18 protein-coding genes and 1 riboswitch are annotated in these 20,576 nt (G+C 71.1%); of the genes, 7 read left to right on the forward strand and 11 right to left on the reverse strand.

The features are described 5' to 3' along the window. Positions 1 to 334: 334 nt before the first annotated feature. A complete protein-coding gene (gene dnaE, locus ACYQ77_RS32000; protein WP_459717853.1) occupies positions 335 to 3,925 on the reverse strand; it encodes a DNA polymerase III subunit alpha in 3,591 nt (1,196 codons plus the stop codon). Between the two features lie 130 nt (positions 3,926 to 4,055). Here dnaE and ACYQ77_RS32005 point away from each other — a divergent pair, with 130 nt between their 5' ends. From ACYQ77_RS32005 to ACYQ77_RS32025, 5 genes are all read left to right on the forward strand, one after another. Continuing rightward, positions 4,056 to 4,682, forward strand: a complete 627-nt coding sequence (locus tag ACYQ77_RS32005; protein WP_459717856.1) for a nucleoside/nucleotide kinase family protein — start codon at positions 4,056 to 4,058, stop codon at positions 4,680 to 4,682. Positions 4,683 to 4,812: 130 nt separating this feature from the next. Next, a complete protein-coding gene (locus tag ACYQ77_RS32010; RefSeq protein ID WP_459717859.1) occupies positions 4,813 to 5,238 on the forward strand; it encodes an OsmC family protein in 426 nt (141 codons plus the stop codon). 42 nt (positions 5,239 to 5,280) lie between these two features. Next, on the forward strand, positions 5,281 to 5,799 hold the full coding sequence (locus ACYQ77_RS32015) for a GNAT family N-acetyltransferase (RefSeq protein ID WP_459717862.1): 519 nt from the start codon (positions 5,281 to 5,283) through the stop codon (positions 5,797 to 5,799). A 158-nt stretch (positions 5,800 to 5,957) separates the two neighbouring features. Then, positions 5,958 to 6,584 (forward strand): LysE family translocator, encoded by a 627-nt coding sequence (locus ACYQ77_RS32020; protein WP_459717865.1) that lies wholly within the window; start codon positions 5,958 to 5,960, stop codon positions 6,582 to 6,584. Positions 6,585 to 6,606: 22 nt separating this feature from the next. Further along, the gene (locus ACYQ77_RS32025; protein WP_459717868.1) at positions 6,607 to 7,770 is read left to right on the forward strand and encodes a glycosyltransferase 87 family protein; all 1,164 of its coding nucleotides are present in this window, start codon (positions 6,607 to 6,609) and stop codon (positions 7,768 to 7,770) included. Here ACYQ77_RS32025 and ACYQ77_RS32030 read toward each other — a convergent pair. The 5 genes from ACYQ77_RS32030 to ACYQ77_RS32050 all read right to left on the reverse strand — a co-directional run bounded on the left by ACYQ77_RS32030 (position 7,703) and on the right by ACYQ77_RS32050 (position 14,279). Next, complete coding sequence (locus ACYQ77_RS32030) at positions 7,703 to 8,758, reverse strand: ABC transporter ATP-binding protein (protein ID WP_459717870.1); 1,056 nt, start codon at positions 8,756 to 8,758, stop codon at positions 7,703 to 7,705. The genes ACYQ77_RS32025 and ACYQ77_RS32030 overlap by 68 nt on opposite strands. Continuing rightward, on the reverse strand, positions 8,758 to 9,579 hold the full coding sequence (locus ACYQ77_RS32035) for a carbohydrate ABC transporter permease (RefSeq protein ID WP_459717872.1): 822 nt from the start codon (positions 9,577 to 9,579) through the stop codon (positions 8,758 to 8,760). The genes ACYQ77_RS32030 and ACYQ77_RS32035 overlap by 1 nt, the downstream gene beginning before the upstream one ends. Next, positions 9,576 to 10,466, reverse strand: a complete 891-nt coding sequence (locus tag ACYQ77_RS32040) for a carbohydrate ABC transporter permease (protein ID WP_459717874.1) — start codon at positions 10,464 to 10,466, stop codon at positions 9,576 to 9,578. Before ACYQ77_RS32040 ends, ACYQ77_RS32035 begins: the two co-directional genes overlap by 4 nt. A gap of 99 nt (positions 10,467 to 10,565) precedes the next feature. Then, complete coding sequence (locus tag ACYQ77_RS32045; RefSeq protein WP_459717877.1) at positions 10,566 to 11,969, reverse strand: extracellular solute-binding protein; 1,404 nt, start codon at positions 11,967 to 11,969, stop codon at positions 10,566 to 10,568. 1,065 nt (positions 11,970 to 13,034) lie between these two features. After that, positions 13,035 to 14,279: a CehA/McbA family metallohydrolase gene (locus ACYQ77_RS32050; protein WP_459717880.1), complete on the reverse strand. Its 1,245-nt coding sequence runs from the start codon at positions 14,277 to 14,279 to the stop codon at positions 13,035 to 13,037. 259 nt (positions 14,280 to 14,538) lie between these two features. Between ACYQ77_RS32050 and ACYQ77_RS32055 the strand changes: the two genes are divergently transcribed. Continuing rightward, positions 14,539 to 15,531, forward strand: a complete 993-nt coding sequence (locus ACYQ77_RS32055; protein ID WP_459718528.1) for an AsnC family protein — start codon at positions 14,539 to 14,541, stop codon at positions 15,529 to 15,531. Here ACYQ77_RS32055 and ACYQ77_RS32060 read toward each other — a convergent pair whose 3' ends face one another. The 4 genes from ACYQ77_RS32060 to ACYQ77_RS32075 form a co-directional block, all read right to left on the reverse strand. Beyond that, positions 15,532 to 15,816, reverse strand: coding sequence for a hypothetical protein (locus tag ACYQ77_RS32060; RefSeq protein ID WP_459717883.1), 285 nt, complete (start codon positions 15,814 to 15,816; stop codon positions 15,532 to 15,534). Positions 15,817 to 15,882: 66 nt separating this feature from the next. Continuing rightward, a complete protein-coding gene (locus ACYQ77_RS32065; protein WP_459717886.1) occupies positions 15,883 to 16,815 on the reverse strand; it encodes an RluA family pseudouridine synthase in 933 nt (310 codons plus the stop codon). After that, entirely contained in the window at positions 16,812 to 17,384 is a 573-nt protein-coding gene (gene lspA / locus ACYQ77_RS32070) for a signal peptidase II (protein ID WP_459718531.1), read from the reverse strand. The genes ACYQ77_RS32065 and lspA overlap by 4 nt, the downstream gene beginning before the upstream one ends. Positions 17,385 to 17,403: 19 nt before the next feature. Further along, a complete protein-coding gene (locus ACYQ77_RS32075; protein WP_459717889.1) occupies positions 17,404 to 18,723 on the reverse strand; it encodes an aminotransferase class V-fold PLP-dependent enzyme in 1,320 nt (439 codons plus the stop codon). A gap of 35 nt (positions 18,724 to 18,758) precedes the next feature. Next, positions 18,759 to 18,874, reverse strand: a riboswitch (SAM riboswitch). Between the two features lie 70 nt (positions 18,875 to 18,944). Between ACYQ77_RS32075 and sthA the strand changes: the two genes are divergently transcribed. Further along, positions 18,945 to 20,348, forward strand: coding sequence for a Si-specific NAD(P)(+) transhydrogenase (gene sthA / locus ACYQ77_RS32080; protein ID WP_459717891.1), 1,404 nt, complete (start codon positions 18,945 to 18,947; stop codon positions 20,346 to 20,348). Here sthA and ACYQ77_RS32085 read toward each other — a convergent pair. Next, positions 20,345 to 20,566 (reverse strand): hypothetical protein, encoded by a 222-nt coding sequence (locus ACYQ77_RS32085; protein WP_459717893.1) that lies wholly within the window; start codon positions 20,564 to 20,566, stop codon positions 20,345 to 20,347. The two genes, sthA and ACYQ77_RS32085, sit on opposite strands and share 4 nt — an antisense overlap. Positions 20,567 to 20,576 lie beyond the last annotated feature (10 nt).

Here is a 20,576-nt window from a genome sequence, read left to right on the forward strand (position 1 = left end):
GTACCCCTCGATCGGCGGCTGTCCGCTGAACCGGACGGGTTCGTGGGCTGAACAGTCGGTTCGATCATCTTGGGGGCACGCGTGGACTGGCTCAACACCGAGTCGTGGTGGCGGTTCGTACTGTCCTGCCGGCAGTGACTGCACCGCGTGGAGCCGCTGTGGTTGACCGACTTGCCGCAGGTCGCTGTTGAGGGTGGCGTAGAAGGACAAACCGCTGCTTCGGCGAGCCCGCAGTGCAGGAGTTCGCCGACGAAGTGCTCAGCCACTCGCGGATACGTCCGGCTCGGGGGCCCGTCACTCGAGCGGGTTCGGCAGGCGTTCGGCGAGTGACGGGTCAGGCGTCTACCGCTACTCCCGGGATTGCCTTGATCTCGCCCAGGAAGGCTGGGGTCACCTTGATCGGGTAGTCGTCCAGGGCGAGGGTGATGCCGTTTTCCTTGTGGGCGAACTTGAGGTGCACCGGGGTGTCGCCTCGGTGGGCGGACAGGGTGTTCTTCAGTTCGCCCACCACCTCGTCGTTCAGCTTGCCTGGGTTGCACAGGAGGATGAACGGGGTTTCCTCGTCCGCTGCCGCCAGGTCGGCGTCGGTGAAGTCGAGGGGGATCAGGCCCGAACCGAAGACGGACATCTTGTCTTCGCGCCAGTTGACCCGGCCCTTCACGGCCACCGCGGCGTCTTCGACCAGGTCTTGTGACAGGACCGAGTAGCTCTTCGCGAAGAACAGGACCTCGATCGACGCGTCCAGGTCCTCGATCGTGCAGATGCACCACGGTTCGCCTTGTTTGTTCACCCGGCGTTCCATCGCGGAGATCATGCCCGACAGGACGATCTCGCCTTCCTTGGGCGGGTTGTCCAGGATCTCCGCGATCGGTTTCGGGGCGTGTTTGCGCAGCAGGCGTTCCGCGCCGTCCAGGGGGTGCGCCGACACGTACAGGCCCAGCATTTCCCGTTCGTACGCGAGCAGCTGCTTGCGGGGCCACTCCTCCGCCGTGAACTTCAGGTGGGCGAGCGGGCTGGAGTCGTTCGACTCGGCGGCCGACTCGTCGTCGCCGAAGCCGAACAGGTCGAACTGGCCCATCGCCTCCTGGCGCTTGAGGCCCACCACGGCTTCGACGGCCTCTTCATGCGCCTGGACCAGCGACAGCCTGGTGTGGCCCAGTGAGTCGAACGCGCCCGCCTTGACCAGGGACTCGATCACGCGCTTGTTGCAGACCACCAGCTCCGACTTGTCGAGGAAGTCGGTGAAGCTCTTGTAGTTGCCCTTCGCCTCGCGGGTCTTGATGATCGACTCGACCACGTTGGCGCCGACGTTGCGGACCGCGCCCAGGCCGAAGCGGATGTCGGTGCCGACCGCGGCGAAGCGCAGGCCAGACTCGTTGACGTCCGGCGGCAGCACCTTGATGCCCGCGCGGCGGCACTCGGACAGGTAGACCGCCGACTTGTCCTTGTTGTCCGCCACCGACGTGAGCAGCGCGGCCATGTACTCGGCCGGGTAGTTCGCCTTCAGGTACGCCGTCCAGTACGACACCAGGCCGTACGCCGCCGCGTGCGACTTGTTGAACGCGTAGCCGGCGAACGGGAGGATCGTGTCCCACAGCGCCTTGATCGCCGCGTCCGAGAAGCCGCCCGGGCGCAGGTCGCTGGCCTTCATGCCGGCCTCGAAGCGCGTGAACTCCTCGGCGAGGACCTCCGCCTTCTTCTTGCCCATGGCCTTGCGGAGCACGTCCGCCTGTCCCATGGAGTAGCCCGCGACCTTCTGGGCGATGAACATGATCTGCTCTTGGTAGACGATCAGGCCGTACGTCTCCGAGAGGATGTCCTTGAGCGGCTCCTCCAGCTCCGGGTGGATCGGCTTGATCTGCTGCCGCTTGTTCTTGCGGTCCGCGTAGTCGTTGTGGGCGTTCATGCCCATCGGGCCGGGGCGGTACAGCGCGCCGACCGCGACGATGTCCTCGAACCCGGTCGGCTGCATGCGCCGCAGCAGGTCACGCATGGGGCCACCGTCCAGCTGGAACACGCCGAGCGTGTCACCGCGGGACAGCAGCTGGTAGGTGTTCTTGTCGTCGAGCGTGAGCCGGTCGAGGTCGACGTCCTCGCCCCGGTTGGCTTTGATGTTGTCGATCGCGTCGCCGATGACCGTCAGGTTGCGCAGGCCGAGGAAGTCCATCTTCAGCAGGCCGATGGCCTCGCAGGACGGGTAGTCCCAGCCGGTGATGATCGAGCCGTCGTCGCGCTGCCACAGCGGGATCGACTCCATCAGCGGGCTCTTCGAGAGGATGACCGCGCACGCGTGCACACCCGCGTTGCGGATCAGGCCCTCCAGGCCGCGCGCGGTCTCGAAGATCTTGCCGACCTCGGCGTCGGTCTCGATCAGCGTGCGGACCTCGGCGGCCTCGGCGTACCGCTCGTGCTTGGGGTCGACGATGCCGGACAGCGGGATGTCCTTCGCCATGATCGGCGGCGGCAGCGCCTTCGAGATCCGGTCGGCGATGGAGAAGCCGGGCTGGCCGTGCAGGACGCGGGCCGAGTCCTTGAGCGCGGCCTTGGTCTTGATGGTGCCGAACGTGATGACCTGGGCGACCTTGTCGGCGCCGTACTTGTTCGTGGCGTAGGTGATCATCTCGCCACGCCTGCGGTCGTCGAAGTCGATGTCGATGTCGGGCATGGCGGTGCGCTCGGGGTTGAGGAACCGCTCGAACAGCAGGCCGTGCGGGATCGGGTCCAGGTTCGTGATGCCCAGTGCGTACGCGACCAGCGACCCCGCGGCCGAACCACGGCCGGGGCCCACCCGGATGCCGACCTCGCGGGCGTGCCGCACCAGGTCGGCGACCACGAGGAAGTACGCCGGGAAGCCCTTCTGGGTGATGACGCCCAGCTCGAACTCGGCCCGCTCGACGTACCCGTCGGGGATGCCGTCGGGGAACCGCCAGTTCAGGCCGCGCATGACCTCCTTGTGCAGCCAGCTGGCCTGGTCCTCGCCGTCCGGCACGTCGAACACGGGCATCCGGTCGACGTGCGCCCAGACCTCCTCGTAGGACTCGACGCGCTCGGCGACCAGCAGCGTCGTGTCCGCGGCGCCGGGGACCTCCTTGTCCCAGTAGTCGCGCATCTCCTCGGCGGACTTCAGGTAGTAGCCGTCGCCGTCGAACTTGAACCGGTTCGGGTCGGACAGGGTCTTGCCCGACTGGACGCACAGCAGCGCCGCGTGGGCCTCGGCCTGGTCCTTGGTGACGTAGTGCGAGTCGTTGGTGGCCAGCGGCTTGAGGTTCAGCTGCTTGCCGATCTCGAGCAGGCCCTCGCGCACCGACCGCTCGATCGGCAGCCCGTGGTCCATCAGCTCGAGGAAGAAGTTCTCGGCGCCGAAGATGTCGCGGTAGTCCGCCGCGGCCTGGATCGCCTCCGCGGTCTGGCCGAGGCGCAGGCGGGTCTGGACCTCGCCGGACGGGCACCCGGTCGTGGCGATGATGCCCTCGGCGTACTCGGCGATCAGCTCCCGGTCCATGCGGGGCTTGCGGTAGTAGCCCTCCATGCTCGCCCGCGACGACAGGGTGAACAGGTTCCGCAGGCCCTTCGCGTTGCCCGCGAGCATGGTCATGTGCGTGTACGCACCGCCACCGGAGACGTCGCCGCCCTCGCCCAGCTCGTCGCTGCTGCGCTGCCGCGCCTCACCCCAGAAGATCGGCTTCTTGTGGTAGCGGCTGGCGGGCGCGATGTAGGCCTCGATGCCGATGATCGGCTTGATCCCGGCCTTGCGCGACTCCTGGTAGAACTGGTCGGCGCCGTACATGTTGCCGTGGTCGGTCATGCCGACGGCGGGCATCCCGAGGCGCTTGGCCTCGGCGAACAGCGGCGCGACCTTGGCGGCCCCGTCGAGCATCGAGTACTCGGTGTGCACATGGAGATGAACGAACGAATCAGCCGCCACGAGGCACCACCCTACGACGCGTCGACGCGGGGGTGAACGACCGGCCGGGGCGTGTCGGGGGTCTGCGCTGGCATGGCTCGTTTGTACCGCGCAGCACCGACAATTTCCGGTGCGAGGCATGATCGGTGGCATGCGTTTCCGCCCCGTCTCGCCTGACCTGCTGATCACCGAGGTGACCGAGACGATCATCACCCGCGCGGGCGATGGGTGGACGAGGGCGGCCGTCGACGGCGCGCCCGCGGCCGAGCCCGGTGCGTTCGCCGACCGCCTCGCCGGCGCGCTGCGGCTGGCAGGCCGCCCGGTGCTGCGGGTGTCCACGCGGGACTACCTGCGCCCGGCGTCGCTGCGGTTCGAGCGCGGCAGGACCGACCCCGACGCCCGCTACGACGACTGGCTGGACCTCGGCGGGCTCACGCGCGAGGTGTTCGAGCCGCTCGCCCCCGGCGGCTCCGGGCGGGTCCTGCCCAGCCTGTGGAACGCCGGGACCGACCGCGCCACCCGCGCGGCCTACGTGGACCTGCCACCCGGTGGCGTGCTCGTGCTCGACGGCGAGCTGCTGCTCGGCCGTGGCCTGCCGTTCGACTGTTCCGTTCACCTCTGGCTCTCCCCCGCCGCGCTGCGCAGGCGCACCGCGGAAGCCGACACGTGGTCCCTGCCCGCGTTCGAGCGGTACCACTCGACCGTGCGCCCCCTGTACGCGGCCGACTTCGCGGTGCGGGTGGACGATCCGGCCCACCCGGCGCTGCTTGACGGATAGCAGTATATCGAACATGTGAGCGAGGTCTCGAGAGTGGCTGGCGAGCGGGTCACACGAGTGCGCGGTTGTCGGTGCCGTGCGGCAGACTCAGGCCCGGCACCCGACAGTCCCGCTCCGAGGAGGAGTACACATGGCAACCACCCGCACCGCGAACGCCCACTGGGAGGGCGCGCTGCTCGACGGCTCCGGCACCGTGTCGCTGGACTCGTCCGGCATCGGCACCTACGAGGTGTCGTGGCCGTCCAGGGCGAACGAGGCGAACGGCAAGACCAGCCCGGAGGAGCTCATCGCGGCGGCGCACTCGACGTGCTACTCCATGGCGCTGTCGCACGGCCTCGCGGGCGCGGGCACCCCGCCGCGGACCGTGGACACCAAGGCGGAGGTGACGTTCCAGCCTGGTGAGGGCATCACGGGCATCCACCTGACCGTGCGCGCCAGCATCCCGGGCATCTCCGCGGAGGACTTCGCGAAGGCCGCGGAGGACGCCAAGAAGAACTGCCCCGTCTCGCAGGCGCTGACCGGCACGACGATCACGCTCGACGCCGAACTGGTCTGAACTCACGCGCTCCCCGGTCGTGCCCGCCGCTACCGTGCGGGCATGACCGAGGGGATGCGCCTGCGTCCGGTGACCGAACCGGACCTCGACACGCTCGACGAGATGTTCGCCGACCCGGAGCTGATCGGGCCGTTCAACTGGGGCGGGTTCTCCGACCCCGGCGTGTGGCGGCGGCGGTTCAACGAGAACCGGCTGCTCTCGGACGAACGGAGCGTGCTGATGGTCGAGCTGGACGGCACGGCCATCGGGTTCGTGTCGTGGTACCGGTTGCAGACCGGGAACACGGTGCACGTGTTCCAGTTCGGGATCAGCCTTCTGCCCGCTGCGCGGGGCCGTGGGCACGGGGCGGCCGCGCAGCTCCTCCTCGCCCGGTACCTGTTCGCGCACTCGCCGGTCCACCGCATCCAGGCGGTGACCGAGGCGGAGAACATCGCCGAGCAGCGGTCGCTGGAGAAGGCCGGGTTCGTGCGGGAGGCGGAGCTGAAGGAGCACACCTTCCGCGACGGCGAGTGGCGGGACGAGGTGCTGTACCGGATGCTGCGCAGCGAACTGCCTGCCTAGGTCACCGCAGGCGGAGCTGCCGGTGCGGCACCGGCACGAGGATGCGGACGGCCGCGAGCGTGCACACCGGGTGCGCGCGGTCGACGGGCTGCACGCGCCGTGTTCCACGGGGCGGAATTGGCGCGACGGCGACCGGTCCGCGGGGTGAGGATGGCGGTATGGACGCCTCGATCGTGCTGGCCTTCACCCTGGCCTGTGTCGTGATCAGTGTCGTGCCCGGGCCCGACATGATGTTCATCCTCGCGAACGGGATCGCGCGTGGGCGGGCCGCCGGGGTGGTGGCCGCGGCGGGCATGTCGACCGGGCTGGCCGGGCACACGGTGGCCGCCGCGCTGGGGCTCGGGGCCGTGCTGCAGGCGGCGCCGATCGCGCTCGACGCGGTGCGGATCGTCGGGGCGGTCTTCCTCGTCTACCTGGCGATCGGCGCGTTGCGGTCGGCCAAGGACGTCGCCGCGACGGCGCCCGCGAAGTTCGGGGGGCGGTCGCTGCGCCGCACCTACCTGATGGCGACGCTGGTGAACCTGTCCAACCCCAAGGTCGTGCTGTTCTACCTGGCGTTCTTCCCGCAGTTCGTGACCGAGGGCGGCTGGGCGATGCCCGCCCAGTTCCTGGTCATGGGCGCGATCCTCATCGTGGTCGGGTTCTGCGTCGACGCGACCGTCGGGCTCGCCTCGGGCGCGCTGTCGGCGTTGTTGCTGCGCAAGCCGGCGGTGCGGCGCTGGCTGAACCGGGTGTCCGCGGCGATCTTCGGTGCGCTGGCGGTGCGGCTGGTCGCCGACCGCTAGGCTGCCCCGCCGGGGGTGAGTCGTGACGCGTCGGGTTCTCGCGGTCGGCGGCGCGGGCCTGGTCGCGGCGGCCGTGCTGCTCCTGCTGGTCGACTGGGCCAACTTCATGGACCTGCGGGTCTACCGCGCGGGCGGGCAGGCGTTCCTCGACGGGTTCGGCCTCTACACCGACGAGTTCGGCAGCCGGTACGGCACGGGACTGCCGTTCACGTACCCGCCGCTCGCCGCGATGCTGTTCACGACGCTCGCGGTGGTGCCCGTCGTGGTGGCGGTCGCGGCCCTCACCGCGGTCTCGCTGGCCGCGCTGGCCGCGGTCGCGGTCGTCGTGGCGCGGCGGCCGGTCACGCTGGTCGCGGCCGCGTTCGCGTTCGGGGTCGTGCTCGAACCGGTGCGGCTCACGCTCAGCTTCGGGCAGGTCAACCTGGTCCTGATGGTGCTGGTCGTGGCCGACTGCCTGCTGCCGCGCACGTGGTGGCCGCGCGGCGCGCTGATCGGGCTGGCGGCGGCGGTGAAGCTGACCCCGTTCGCGTTCCTGCTGTTCTTCGCCGCGCACCGGCGGTGGCGGCCGGTGTGCACCGCGGTCGGCGCGTTCGTGGCGGTGTCGCTGCTGGTGTGGGTGATCGCGCCCGCCGACACCCCCGCGTACCTGTCGACGGTGCTCGGCGACCCGACGCGGATCGGCGGGCTGACCTACACGGGCAACCAGTCGCTCAACGGGTTCTGGCACCGGCTCGGTCTCGCCGACGGGCTGACGACCGCGCTCTGGCTGACGTCCGCGCTGGCCGTGGCCGCCCTGGGGTGGCTCGCCGTGCGCAGGGCCCGGGCGGCGGGCGACGACCTCGGCGCGCTGCTCGCCGCCGCGATCGCCGGGCTCCTCGCGTCGCCGGTGTCCTGGTCGCACCACTGGGTGTGGGCGATGCTCGCGGGGGTGTGGCTCGTGCCCCGGCTGCGGGACTGGCACTGGCCCGGCCGGATCGCCGCGGTGGCGGGTCTGCTGGTGTTCGTCGCGCCGCCGCACTGGGTGCTGCCGAACCGGTACGACCGGGAGCTGGACTGGGCGTGGTGGCAGCACGTGGTGGGCAACGAGTTCACCTGGTTCGGGCTGGCGCTGCTGGTGGTCACAGCAGTCGTGTCGTCCCGGCGTCGTACACCAGCAGCCGTCCGGGAGCCGGCGCCACGGTCATAGTGGCCCCCACCGCGGGCTCGTCGTGTTCCGGCACCGTCAACCCGACGAGGACCTCGCCGGGGCACTCCAGTGTCACCAGCGAGGTGACGCCGAGGTTCTCGACGATGGACACCGCGCCCGTGATGCCCTCGGCGGCGGGCTGCAGGTACTCGGGGCGGATGCCCGCCACCACCTTGGTGCCGTCCGCGACGGACAGCCCGGTGGGGAGCGGCAGCCGGGCGCCCGCGACCGACAGCGTGCCGTCGGCCACGACGCCGTCCAGGAGGTTCATCGGCGTGGACCCGATGAAGTTCGCGACGAACGTGTCCGCGGGCCGCTGGAACACGTCCTTCGGCGTGCCGAGCTGGCGGATGCGGCCGTCGGCCATCACCGCGATCCGGTCGGCGAGCGCGAGTGCCTCCGCCTGGTCGTGGGTGACGAACACCGTGGTCAGGCCCAGGTCGCGCTGCAGGCGCTTGAGGAACGTGCGTGCCTCCAGCCGCAGCCGGGCGTCCAGGTTGGACAGCGGCTCGTCGAGCAGCAGCACGTCGGCCGCCATGGCGATGGCCCGCGCGAGCGCCACCCGCTGCTGCTGCCCACCGGACAGCTGCGCAGGCCGCCGTTCCAGCAGCTCCGCCAGGCCGAGACCCGCCGACGTGGACGCCGCCGCGTCCTGTTGCGCCTGCCGGGACGCGCGCCGCACCCGCAGGGGGTAGGCGATGTTCTGCGCGACCGTCATGTGCGGGAAGAGGGCGTAGTCCTGGAACACCATCGCGACGCCGCGCTTGCCCGCCTCGGCGCGCGTGACGTCCCGGTCGCCGAGCGAGATCGTCCCCGACGACGACTGTTCCAGGCCCGCGATGGTCCGCAGCAGCGTGGTCTTGCCGCACCCGGACGGGCCGAGCAGCGCGAAGAACTCGCCGTCGCGGATCGACAGGTCCAGGTCGTCCACCGCGCGCACCCCGTTCGGGTACACGGTGGACAGACCGGTCAGCTCGATCGACCCCATCAGGCCTTGATCCCTCCGTGGAAGCGGAACCCGTACCGCTTGTTGACGAACAAGTACAGCGCCACCACCGGGACCGCGTAGAGCAGCGAGAACACCGGGATCACCGTCAGGTTCGCGCTGCCGCCCTCGTCCTTGAGGGTGCGCAGCAGCACGGCCGCGGGCTGCTGCTCGACCTCGCGCAACAGCAGGAACGGCAGCAGGAAGTTGCCCCAGGCCTGCACGAACGCCCAGACCGTGATGGTCGCGATGCCGGGCCGCGCCCCCGGGAGCACGACGTGGCGCAGCACCTGGCCGGGTGAGGCGCCGAACACCCGCGCGGACTCCTCGTAGCTGCGCGGGACCGCGTCGACGAAGTCCTTCAGGATGAAGATCGCCGCGGGCAGCATGCCGCCCGCGATCACGAGCCCCGTCGCGTACTGCGAGTTGATCAGGCCGAGCTGGAACATCATCACGAAGATCGGCACCATCGCCGCGGTGCCGGTGACCACGCTGGACAGCAGCAACAGCACGTAGAGCAGCGCGTCCCGGCCCGGGATGCGGACCCGGGACAGCGCGTACGCGGCGAGCGTGCCGAACGCCGTGGTCACGATCGTCGCGACCGCGCACAGCACGACCGAGTTCACGAGCGATCCCAGCGCGTACGGGTGGGCGAACGTGATCCGCCAGTTGTCGAGCGTCCAGTCCGGCCACCGCAGGCCGACGCCGGGGTCGCTGTCGAACGGCGCGGACGCGAGCCACAGCATGGGGACCGCGAAGAACGCCAGCAGCACCGCGATCAGCACGGTGTACGCCGAGCGGCGCAGCATGGCCCGGAACGTCATGCCCGCCTCCGCAGCAGCAACAGGTAGAGCAACGACACCAGCAGGTTCACGATCAGCAGCAGGAACGAGATGGCGGCCGAGTAGCCGAGTTCGCCGTTCGCGATGGCCTGCTGGTAGATGAACACGGGCAGCGTCTCCGACTCGTGGTTCGGGCCGCCCGCGGTGAGCAGGAACGGGGTGAAGTCGTTCGCCGTCCACAGGGAGATCAGCAGCGTGTTGGTCAGCACGTGGCCCCTGATGTGCGGGAACACCACGTCCCGCACGGTCTGCCAGCCGTTGGCGCCGACGGTCTTCGCCGTCTCCAGCTGGGACGGCGGTACGGCGGCCAGTGCCGAGCTGTACAGCATCATCGAGAACGCGGTGCCGCGCCACGTGTTGAACACGATCAGCGACGCCATCGGGTACTCGACGAGCCAGGCCGTGGCGCCGTTGCCGAGCAGGGTGTTCAGCGTGCCGCCGTCGCGGTCGAGCACGGCCGTCCACAGGTAGGCCACGACCACGCTCGGCAGGATCCACGCGAGCAGCACGAACGCCTCGACCACGCGGCGCACCACGGGTTTCGCCGACCGCAGCACCCACGCGAGGCCGAAGCCGAGCAGGTTCTGGCCCAGCACCGCCGAGCCCATGACGAACAGCAGCGTCAGCCACAGCGCGTTGCCGAACAGGGCGTCGTCGAGGGCGTTGAGGAAGTTCGCCACGCCGACGAACGACGGCGCGACCGACGCGGGCCCGGTCAGCGCGTAGTTCGTCAGTCCGATGTAGACGGTCCAGAGCGCGGGGAAGACGAGGAACAGCCCGATGAGCAGCAGGGCGGGCGACACGAACGCGATCGCCCGCCCGACGCCGAGGCCGGCGGAATCTCGTGTCTGATTGGTCGCTTCGCTCATCCGCTCAGTCGCCGTCTTCCCTCGTCGCGTGCTCGGCGCTGGCGCGCCTGCGCGCGCTCCTCAGTCCAGACGACGACCGCTCCTTCGCTCCGCTCCCGGCTAGCCACGCGCCACCTTGTCCTCGCCCACCGCCTTGACCAGCGCCTCCTCGTAGGCCGACGCCGCCTCGTCGACCGACTTGCCCGCCACGATGTCGGCCGTCGCCTGCTGCAGCGCGGTCGACACCTTCGGGTACTCGGCGAGACCTGGCCGGAAGCGGGTGATCGGCAGGACCTCCTCGGCGATGAAGCTCAGCATCGGGTCGTTCTCGAGGACCTCCTCGTTGACGTCGTCGCGCTGCGTGACCTGAGCGGTGTCACCCAGACGTGCCTTGGTGGCCTCGGCCGAGTTCATGAACTGGAGCAGCTCCCAGGCCTGCTGCGGGTACTTCGTGTTGGGGTTGATCACCCGCACCGAGCCTCCGGACATGCTGACGAAGTCCTGGCCGCCGACGCCGGAGCCGGGGTTCATGGCGGGGATCTTCGCCCAGCCGACCGCGGTGTCCCGGTCCGCCATCTTCGCCACGCCGACGGTCGGTTCGACGACGGAGCGCCAGAAGTAGTCGCTCTCCAGCAGCATGCCGATCTTGTTCTGGGCGAACAGCTCGAAGGAGCGGTCGCGGCCCTTGGCCTCCTGCGCGAGCACCGGGTCGCCGAGCTTGCCGCCGTAGACCTGCTTGTAGAGGTCGAGGACCTGCTTGACGTTCTCGGTGGCGCCCTGCCACTTGCCGTCCTGGTGGATCTCGGCGCCGGTGCCGGCGAGCAGCGGGAGGACGCCCTGCATGGTGGTCGCCTCGGTCATGGCGGTGCCCGCGTTGAGCTGCATGGGGATGACGCCGGGCAGTTGCTTGAGCGAGACCGCGGCGGCCGTGATCTCGTCCCAGCTGGTCGGCTGCCAGTCGGCGGGCAGGCCGACCTGCGCGAAGAGCTTCTTGTTGAAGAAGATGACGCGCCCGTCGGTGCCGACGGGGATGCCGTAGCGCTTGCCCTCGTACTCGCCGACGGCCTGGACCGCGTCGGTGATCTGGCTCCAGCCGTCCCAGCCGTCGACCTTGTCCTTGCCGACGACGTCCTCCAGCGGCCGGATCTGCCCGCCCTGGGCGAACTCGCCGAGCCAGATGCCGTCGACCTCGACCACGTCGCCGCCGATGTCGGTGCCGAAGTCCAGCGCGATCTTCGCCTTGTAGTCGGCGTCGTCGACGCCCGTGCCGTCGAACTTGACGGTCACGTTGACGCCCTTGGCCTTCTGCTGCTTGGTGAACTCGGGAATCACCCAGTCGCTGATCCACGTGGCGGTGATGTCGTTCTTGCCGCCCGCGACCGCGTTGGCCGTGACGGTGAGCGTGACGTCCTTGGCGTCCGCGTTGCGGGCCGTGTCCGACTCCTGCTGCTGGCCGAGGCAGCCGGCCAGGGCCATCGTGGTGACCGCTGCCGCGGCCAACGCCACCGTGCGGCGAACTCGCATCTCTCGGCACCTCTCGTCATCGAGTCAGTTGGTCTTTCACCAACAGTGGTCCGAACAGGACGGAGATTAGTGCGGATGGCGGGTGGAGGCGAGCACAGCTCGGCGGCGATGTGGGAGCGGGGAGGTTTTCTCGGGGTTTCTGGGGTTGTCGGGGTGGTTCGGTTGGTGGGTGGAGCGTGGGGTGTGGGGGGCTGCGGTGTGGGTGGCGGGGGCAGCCCGGGGAGCGGGCTCGGCGCGGAGCCGACGGTGCGGGCTGCCAGGGGCAGCCAGCGCAGCGGGCTCGGCGGGCGCAGCCCGCGGAGCGGGCTCGGCGGCGAAGCCGACGGTGTGGGGCTCGGCAGGGGCAGCGCGCCATACGGGGCTCGGCGGGCGCAGCCCGGGGAGCGGGCTCGGCGACGGAACCGACGGCGTGGGCTCGGCAGGGCACCCGCCATACGGGCCCGCCGAGCACAGCCGCGCAGCGGGCTCAACCGCGGAACCGACGGTGTGGGGCTCGGCAGGCGAACCCGCCATACGGGCCCGGCGAGCGCAGCCCGCGGAGCGGGCTCGGCGAGCACAACCCGCTCAGCAGGCTCGCCGGGCGGAGCGACAGGATGGGCTGGGCGGGCGCACCCCGCCATGCGGGCCTGGCGGGCGCAGCCCGCGCAGCGGGCTTGGCAGGCGCACCCCGCCATGCGGGCTCGGCACGCACAGCCCGCCGGGCGTCAGCCCACGAAGGGACTGCCTGCCTGCCATCCCGTCGACCTGGCGAAGCCCGATCACGCCGTGTCAAAGGGGCCCGAAGCACGACGCAACCCCTGCCCAATCCCCGGGCCCCCTTGACACGGTGTGATAGCCCTCCGGGAGGTCGACGGGATGGCAGGCAGACAACGGACACCAGTCCCTGCCAAACCAACCCCGCGCAAGACCCCCGCCATCCCGGAGACCAGCCCCTCCGGCGAGGAGGCCCGTCCGGCAGGACGCCCTCCGGCGAGGACGCCCGTCCGGCGAGGACAAAACCCAGGACGGGGACAACCACCCAGGACGGGACCACCCAGGACGGGACCACCCAGGACAGCGAAACCATCACGAAGAACGCGGCGTCCCGGCAAGAGCCAGCACCGACCCGTCATGCCCGCACAACACGTGCCCGTGCGGCCCGGGCGGATCGAACGTGTCCCGATCGAACCGGACCTTGTGCGTGGCATCCCGGCCCACGACCAACGTCCCCGGGGCGTCCAGCGCGATCACCTTCCCGTCCACCGGCAGCAGCACCGGGCCGGTCCGGTCCGCCGACACCGCGGTCCGGCCCGCCCGCAGCCCCTCCAGCACGGCAGGCACCAGCTCGTCGGCGTTGCGGGCGTGCGCGTCCACCGCCACCCACGTCGTCGGGGCGCCCAGGCGCACGCCCTCGTCCAGGCGGTGGAAGTCGCTGCCGCCGATGGGGGTCGCCTCGCTGCCCCACGCCTGCCACCACGCGACCGGCCCGCCCCAGTTCGGGGCCTGCCAGCTCGAGTGCCACACCTCCGCGAGCGGCGGGTGCTCCGGCAGGGGGTGGCGCCACGCGCAGTCGCCGCCGAGCGGGTGGTTGATCGACAAGAGACCGCCGCGTTCGCGGACCGTCTTCACCCAGTTGGCGGCGGGCTCGCGGAAGTCGATCCAGCCGATGTCGCCGTAGGCGTTGGCGTGGCCGAACTCGGTGGTGATCTCCTGCCCCGGGATCAGCGCGATGCCGTAGTGGCGGCCGATCGCGGCCAGCTCCGCGTGGTGGCTGACCGTGTTGTGGTCGGTGACGGCCAGCGCGTCCAGGCCCGCCGCCACCGCTTCCGCTGCCAGTTCGGCGATCGTCAGCGCACCGTCGGAATGCACGGTGTGCGCGTGCAGGTCGACCGCGACCCAGCGCAGGCCCGCCGCCGCGGGGAGGCCGCGCGGCCTCGGCTTCGCCGGGACGGGCGGGTTCGGGCGCGGTGGCTCCGGGCGCGCGTCGCCGTCGGTCTCGATCGTGACCGTCACCTCGACGCCCGGGGCGGGGATGCGGTGCAGGCCCAGCACGACGTGCCACTCCCCCGGTTCCAGCTCGCCCGCCACGTACCCGGGGGTCGCCGCCTCCGGCGTGATCACGTAGCTCCTCCTGGCGCTGCCCGACCACCCGCGCCAGCCGTTCGCACCTTCGCAGCCCAGGTCGATGACGGCACCAGACGACTCGTCGAACGCCAGCTCCACCGCGATGGACCGGCACCCCTCCGGCACCTCGAAGGGCAGCAGGGGCCAGTGCCTGTCCGCTCTCAGGTCGCGGGTCCAGAAGCCGCGGTGCGTCGTGTGGGGCCTCACGTCAGCCCCTCGCAGGCTCGGGCCCGTCGCTCGCGATCGCCCTGTGTTCGATGCTCTGTTCGATGATTCGCTCCGCAAGCTCCGCTCATGGCTCCGCAAGCTCCGCTCATAGTCAGATCCTGCCAGTAACGATCCGGACAGCGGAGGGGAGAATGGCCCCGCGTGGGCGCGGCTTCCGCCGCGATGATCGAGTGGACGGGGTAGCGTGCGAGCCGTGACGGATCCGGTAGACGTCCGCCTGCTCGGTGTGGTCGCCGAGATGGGCAGAGCAGCGGTGCACGAGGTCGCCGCCCGTGTGGGAATGGACCCCCGGGAGGTGGCCTCGCGGCTTGTCGCGCTCTCGGCGACCGGGTTGCCGCTGCTCGTGGGTGTCGAGTGCGACCCGGCGCGGCTGGCACAGGCGGCCGCCCAGGCGCTGGCCGCCGCCTCGCCGCCGTACGGCGTGCAGACGCCCTACCCGCCGCAGCAGCAGTACCCGCAGTCAGGGCCGATGCAGACGCCCTACCCGCAGCAGCAACCCCAGCCCGGGCCGCTCGCCCCGCCGTCCGGGCCGCACTCCGTGCCGCAGCCGATGATGCCGCGCACGGGACCGCCCAGCGCGCCGTTCCCCGCGCAGTCGCTGCAGACGGGGCCGCCCAGCCAGCCGTTCCCGGCACCCGTGCAGCAGGCGCCGCAGCCGCCACCACAGCAGCAGCCCCAGCCGACGGTTCAGGTCGAGGCGCCGATCAGCACCTGGGGTCCGCCGCAGACGTCGACGTGGGCCCGTGGCGACGCGCCGCCGCAGGATGTGACGCAACCCACGGTCCGGGCGGAGCGGGTGGAGCCCGACGTGCGGCAGGGCAGGGTCGGGTCCGCGCTGCAGACGGAAGGGCTCGAGGGCGAGCGGCTGTCGATCACCCTCGTGGAGGTCGTCGACCCGGCCGACTACCTGTTCACCGCGGCCGGGTACCGGCTGCAGGAGGGTGAGCGGTCGGTCGTGGTGCACACCGAGCTGACCAACCGGGGCTCGGTGGCGTTCCAGTCGCTGCCGGACCTGTACCTGGTGCTGGTGACGCCGGACGGCAAGACCATCTCGAAGGCGCCGGTGTCGCTGTCGTCGCGGCCACCGCACCGGATCGGGGTGCCGCCGGGTGAGACGCAGGGCGGGCACACGGTGTACGTGGTGCCGGAGCACACGGAGATCACGTCGGTGCGCTGGAGCCCCCGCCCCGACGAGGAGTCCCGCACGCTGACCTGGACGGTCGAGAACTAGTCACCGCTCCGGTAATCGGAACATCCGCGCGACCCACGACTTGCGCTTCTGCTCCTCCTCCCGGGGAAGGCTGCGCACGACCGGGATCGGGTTCGTGGGCGGTTCGACGCGGTGGTCCGGTTCCCGCCTGCGTGGCGGTGGCTGCTGCGCGCGACGACCGGGCGGCGGCTCGGGGTCCGGCTCGACGTCGAACGGTGACTCCGGGGGTCCGCCGCCGATCACCGCGGGCGCGACGCCGTCCTCGAGGAAGTGCTCCACCGGGTCACCGTCGGCTCTGTCGCGCACGCGCACCACCCCCACCCTCGCTGGTTGCGCACCAAACTACGCGAAAACGGGCGGCAGGTGGAGGACTCAGCTCTCCGCGGTGAGACGGTCCAGCGCTTTCCGCAGATCCTCCGGGTACTCGCTGGTGAACTCGACCCACTGCCCGTCCGCCGGGTGGTGGAAGCCGAGCCGCCGCGCGTGCAGCCACTGGCGGGACAACCCGAGCCGCTTGGCGAGGGTGGGGTCGGCGCCGTAGGTGAGGTCGCCGACGCACGGGTGCTTCAGCGCGGAGAAGTGCACGCGGATCTGGTGCGTGCGACCGGTTTCGAGCCGGATGTCCACGAGCGTCGCGGCACGGAACGCCTCGATCGTCTCGTAGTGCGTGACGCTGGGCCGCCCGCCCGCGACGACCGCGAACTTGTAGTCGTGCCTGGGGTGCCGGTCGATGGGCGCGTCGATGGTGCCGGACGACGGGTCGGGGTGGCCCTGCACGAGCGCGTGGTAGCCCTTCTCCACCGTGCGTTCCTTGAACGCGCGCTTGAGCACCGTGTACGCGTGCTCGCTCTTCGCCACCACCATGATCCCGGTGGTGCCGACGTCGAGCCGGTGCACGACGCCCTGCCGCTCGGCGGCGCCGGACGTCGACACCCGCACGCCCGCGGCGGCGAGCCCGCCGATGACCGTCGGCCCGGTCCAGCCGGGGCTGGGGTGCGCGGCGACGCCGACCGGCTTGTCCACGACCACGATGTCGTCGTCCTCGTGGATGATCGACATGCCGGGCACCTCGATCGCGGGCGGCGGGCCGCCGTCCGCGCGCTCCGGGTCCGGGATCGTGACCTCCAGCCACGCACCCGCGGTGAGCTTGTCCGACTTGCCCGCGGTGCGGCCGTCGAGCAGCACGTCACCGGACTCGGCGATCGCGGCGACCGCGGTGCGGGACAGGCCCAGCAGCTTCGCGAGCCCCGCGTCCACGCGCATGCCGTCGAGCCCGTCCGGCACGGGCAGGGTCCTGGCGGTCACTTGGCGTCCTTCTTGTCCGAGGTGCGGCGGCCGTCGTAGTCGCGGCCCAGCAGTGCCATCAGCACGATCAGCGCGCCGCCGACGCAGATCGCCGAGTCGGCGATGTTGAACACGGGGAACGCCTCGCCGTTGGGGGCGAACGGGGACAGGAAGTCCACGACGTGGCCGTGCATGGCGCCGGGCGCGCGGAAGAACCGGTCGAGCAGGTTGCCGAGCGCGCCGGCGAGCACCAGCCCGAGGCCGACGGCCCAGCCGGACGACCGCAGCTTCGGCATCACCCAGACGATGCCGACGACCACGGCGAGCGCGATGAGCGTGAGCACCCACGTCATGCCGGTCGCCATGCCCCACGCGGCGCCCGGGTTGCGCACGATCTGCAGGTAGAACAGGCCGCCGAGCACCCGGACGGGCGCTTCGTGCTCGAGCCCGGCGAGCGCGAGCTGCTTGGTGATCTGGTCGATGACCAGCACGACCGGCGCGACGGCGGCGACGAGCCACACCTTGCGCGGTGGCAGTGGCACCGCGGGTTCCACGGTGTCTGGCTCGGTGCTCGTCTCGTCCGTCACCAGGCCATTGTCCACGGTCCGTTCACAGACCGGTCAGGAAGGCCGGGAGCGGCCGGGGGTCCGCGACCGGCGCGTAGCGGCCGTCGACCAGCTCGTACCGCTCCGCCGGGCCGTCGGCGACCAGCCGCCGCAGCGCCGTGAGCAGGCGGTCGACGTGCTCGGCGGTGCTGCCGAGACCGAGGCTCGCCCGCAGCGCGCGGCCGCCGGTGAGCCTGCCGACCGCGATGTGCGCGCAGAACGCGCCGTCGCGCACGCCGATGCCGTGCTCGGCCGACAGGTACGCGGCGACCAGGCCGGGGTCGTGGCCCTCGACGGTGAAGCTGACGACGCCGACCCTCGGGTTGTCCTCTCCCAGGATCGACAGCTGCCGGACGCCGGGGATGCTCGCGAGCCCGGTCCGCAGGCGGGCGAGCAGGTCCTCCTCGTGCGCGACGACCGCGTCCCACGACCCGCTCAGCGTGCGGCAGGCGACGGCGAGCGCGTACGCGCCGACGACGTTCGGGGACCCGGCCTCGTGCCGCTCCGGCCCGTGGTTCCACGACACCGCGCGCTCGGTGACCAGCCTGGTCGCGCCGCCGCCCGCGAGGTACGGGTGGGCGGCCCGCAGCCAGTCGGCGCGTCCGACCAGGGCGCCCGCGCCGAACGGGGCGTACAGCTTGTGCCCGGACAGGACCACGTAGTCGACGTCCAGCGCACGCACGTCGACCGGGCGGTGCGGCGCCAGCTGGGCGGCGTCGAGCACGACGCGCGCACCGTGGCGGCGGGCGACGGCCGCGAGGCGCGCGACCGGCCAGATCTCGCCGGTGACGTTGGCGGCGCCGGTGACCACGACGAGCCGGGGCCCGGTCGGCGTGGCGGCGAGGGCCTCGTCGAGGTCGCGTTCGACGTTCGCGGACGGCGTCACCCGGTACACGTTCGGGCCGCGCCACGGCAGGAGCGCGGCGTGGTGGTCGGTGTCGAAGACGATCACCGAGGTGCTGGTGGGTACCGCCCGCGCGAGCAGGTTCAGCGCGTCGGTGGTGTTGCGGGTGAAGACCACCTCGTCGGTGCGGCGGGCGCCGACGAACTCGCGGACCACGCCGCGGGCCTGCTCGTAGACCTTCGTGGACACCTGCGAGGCGAACCCGGCGCCGCGGTGCACGCTCGCGTACCAGGGCAGGAACTCGTCGACGGCCCGCTGGACCGCGTCCAGACAGGGCGCGCTGGCCGCGTGGTCGAGGTTGGCGTACTGGACCTGCCTGCCGTCGGTGAGCGGCACGGTGAGCCTGCTGCCCGCGACGGACGGCAGGCCGGTGCTCGGTGCTTCGACGGCGGCTCGGGCATGGGGGATCGCGAGCGTCATCAGGCTTCTCCCAGGTCGGGGACCCCGTGCCCCGGGATCCGCGCTTGCCCGTCCGCACCTCGCGGAGGGCCTGGTCCTCACCCGGGGCACCCCACCGCGGTTGGAGGGTTGCCGGCCAGCAAGCCGGGGCTTGACGCTGGCGCTCATGACCTTCGTGAAGAAAAGGTAGCCGATGGTCCGTTCGGCTGTCCAACGGATGTGACCCTTGCCAGACTGACCCCATGGCTGACTACGACGTGCTGGTGCTGGGGTCGGGACCGGGCGGTCAGAAGGCGGCGATCGCCGCGGCGAAGCTCGGCGCGTCCGTCGCGCTGATCGAGCGGCGCAACATGATCGGCGGCGTGTGCATCCAGACCGGCACGATCCCGTCGAAGACGCTGCGCGAGGCGGTGCTGTACCTGACGGGCATGTCGCAGCGGGAGCTGTACGGGCAGAGCTACCGCGTCAAGGAGGACATCACCATCGGCGACCTGACCGCGCGGACGTCGCACGTGGTCGGGCGCGAGGTCGACGTGATCCGCAGCCAGCTGGCCCGCAACGGGGTGGCGCTGCTGCCCGGCACGGGCCGGTTCGTCGACCGGCACACCGTGCAGGTGGCCGACGGCACCGGGCAGGAACGCAAGGTCACCGCCGAGAAGATCGTGATCGCCACGGGCACCCGCCCCGCCCGTCCGTCCTCTGTGGACTTCGACGACCAGACCATCGTCGACTCGGACGGCATCCTGGGCCTGGAGAAGATCCCTCGGTCGATGGTCGTGGTCGGCGCCGGGGTGATCGGCATCGAGTACGCGTCGATGTTCGCCGCGCTCGGCACCAAGGTGACGGTGATCGAGCAGCGGATGCGGATGCTCGAGTTCGTCGACACCGAGGTGGTGGAGGCGCTCAAGTACCAGCTGCGGGACCTCGCGGTGACGTTCCGGTTCGGCGAGACGGTGACCGCGGTCGAGCGGTACGCGAAAGGGACGGTCGCGATCCTGGAGAGCGGCAAGAAGATCCCGGCCGACACGGTCATGTACTCGGCGGGGCGGCAGGGCATGACCGACGGGCTGGACCTCGCGGCGGCGGGCCTGACCGCGGACAAGCGCGGCCGGATCACGGTGGACGCGAACTTCCGCACCGAGGTGGACAACATCTACGCGGTCGGCGACGTGATCGGCTTCCCCGCGCTGGCGGCGACGTCGATGGAGCAGGGCAGGCTGGCGGCGCACCACGCGTGCGGCGAGCCGGTGCACGAGATGCACGCGCTGCAGCCGATCGGGATCTACACGATTCCGGAGATCAGCTACATCGGCCGGACCGAGGACGAGCTGACCGAGCAGCGGGTGCCGTTCGAGGTCGGCGTGTCCCGGTACCGGGAGCTGGCGCGCGGCCAGATCATCGGCGACTCGTACGGGGTGCTGAAGCTGCTGGTGTCGCCTGCGGACCGGTCGCTGCTCGGCGTGCACGTGTTCGGCACCAACGCCACCGAGCTGGTCCACATCGGACAGGCCGTGATGGGCTGCGGCGGCACGATCGACTACCTCGTCGACACCGTGTTCAACTACCCGACGCTGGCCGAGTCGTACAAGGTGGCCGCCCTGGACGCGACGAACAAGATGCGCCAGATCAGCATGCTGACGGACTAGTAGCCCGGGCTCAGTGCGTACAGCTCCAGCTTCGAGCACCGAGTGCAGCGGTAGGCGGCGATCTCCCACTTCTCCTTGAAGGCCTGCTTCGGACCGCCGAAGATGCCGCGTTCCATCGCGCCGCGCACCCACTTGTTCTCCATGCCCTGGCGCGCGTCGACGATCCAGCCGGGCTCCAGGGTCTCGTTGCCGCAGGACGAGCAGCTCTTCTCCGCCATGGGGTGGACC

Source organism: Actinophytocola sp. KF-1 (assembly GCF_054661535.1).

Bases quoted from the DNA above. Each gene is read 5' to 3' on its own strand.
- sthA (WP_459717891.1), top strand. From the start codon at position 18,945: ATGGCTGACTACGACGTGCTGGTGCTGGGGTCGGGACCGGGCGGTCAG.
- ACYQ77_RS32035 (WP_459717872.1), bottom strand. From the start codon at position 9,579: ATGACGTTCCGGGCCATGCTGCGCCGCTCGGCGTACACCGTGCTGATC.
- ACYQ77_RS32085 (WP_459717893.1), bottom strand. From the start codon at position 20,566: ATGGCGGAGAAGAGCTGCTCGTCCTGCGGCAACGAGACCCTGGAGCCC.
- ACYQ77_RS32045 (WP_459717877.1), bottom strand. From the start codon at position 11,969: ATGCGAGTTCGCCGCACGGTGGCGTTGGCCGCGGCAGCGGTCACCACG.
- ACYQ77_RS32030 (WP_459717870.1), bottom strand. From the start codon at position 8,758: ATGGGGTCGATCGAGCTGACCGGTCTGTCCACCGTGTACCCGAACGGG.
- ACYQ77_RS32055 (WP_459718528.1), top strand. From the start codon at position 14,539: ATGGGCAGAGCAGCGGTGCACGAGGTCGCCGCCCGTGTGGGAATGGAC.
- ACYQ77_RS32010 (WP_459717859.1), top strand. From the start codon at position 4,813: ATGGCAACCACCCGCACCGCGAACGCCCACTGGGAGGGCGCGCTGCTC.
- ACYQ77_RS32015 (WP_459717862.1), top strand. From the start codon at position 5,281: ATGACCGAGGGGATGCGCCTGCGTCCGGTGACCGAACCGGACCTCGAC.
- ACYQ77_RS32020 (WP_459717865.1), top strand. From the start codon at position 5,958: ATGGACGCCTCGATCGTGCTGGCCTTCACCCTGGCCTGTGTCGTGATC.
- ACYQ77_RS32075 (WP_459717889.1), bottom strand. From the start codon at position 18,723: ATGACGCTCGCGATCCCCCATGCCCGAGCCGCCGTCGAAGCACCGAGC.
- ACYQ77_RS32005 (WP_459717856.1), top strand. From the start codon at position 4,056: ATGCGTTTCCGCCCCGTCTCGCCTGACCTGCTGATCACCGAGGTGACC.
- ACYQ77_RS32040 (WP_459717874.1), bottom strand. From the start codon at position 10,466: ATGAGCGAAGCGACCAATCAGACACGAGATTCCGCCGGCCTCGGCGTC.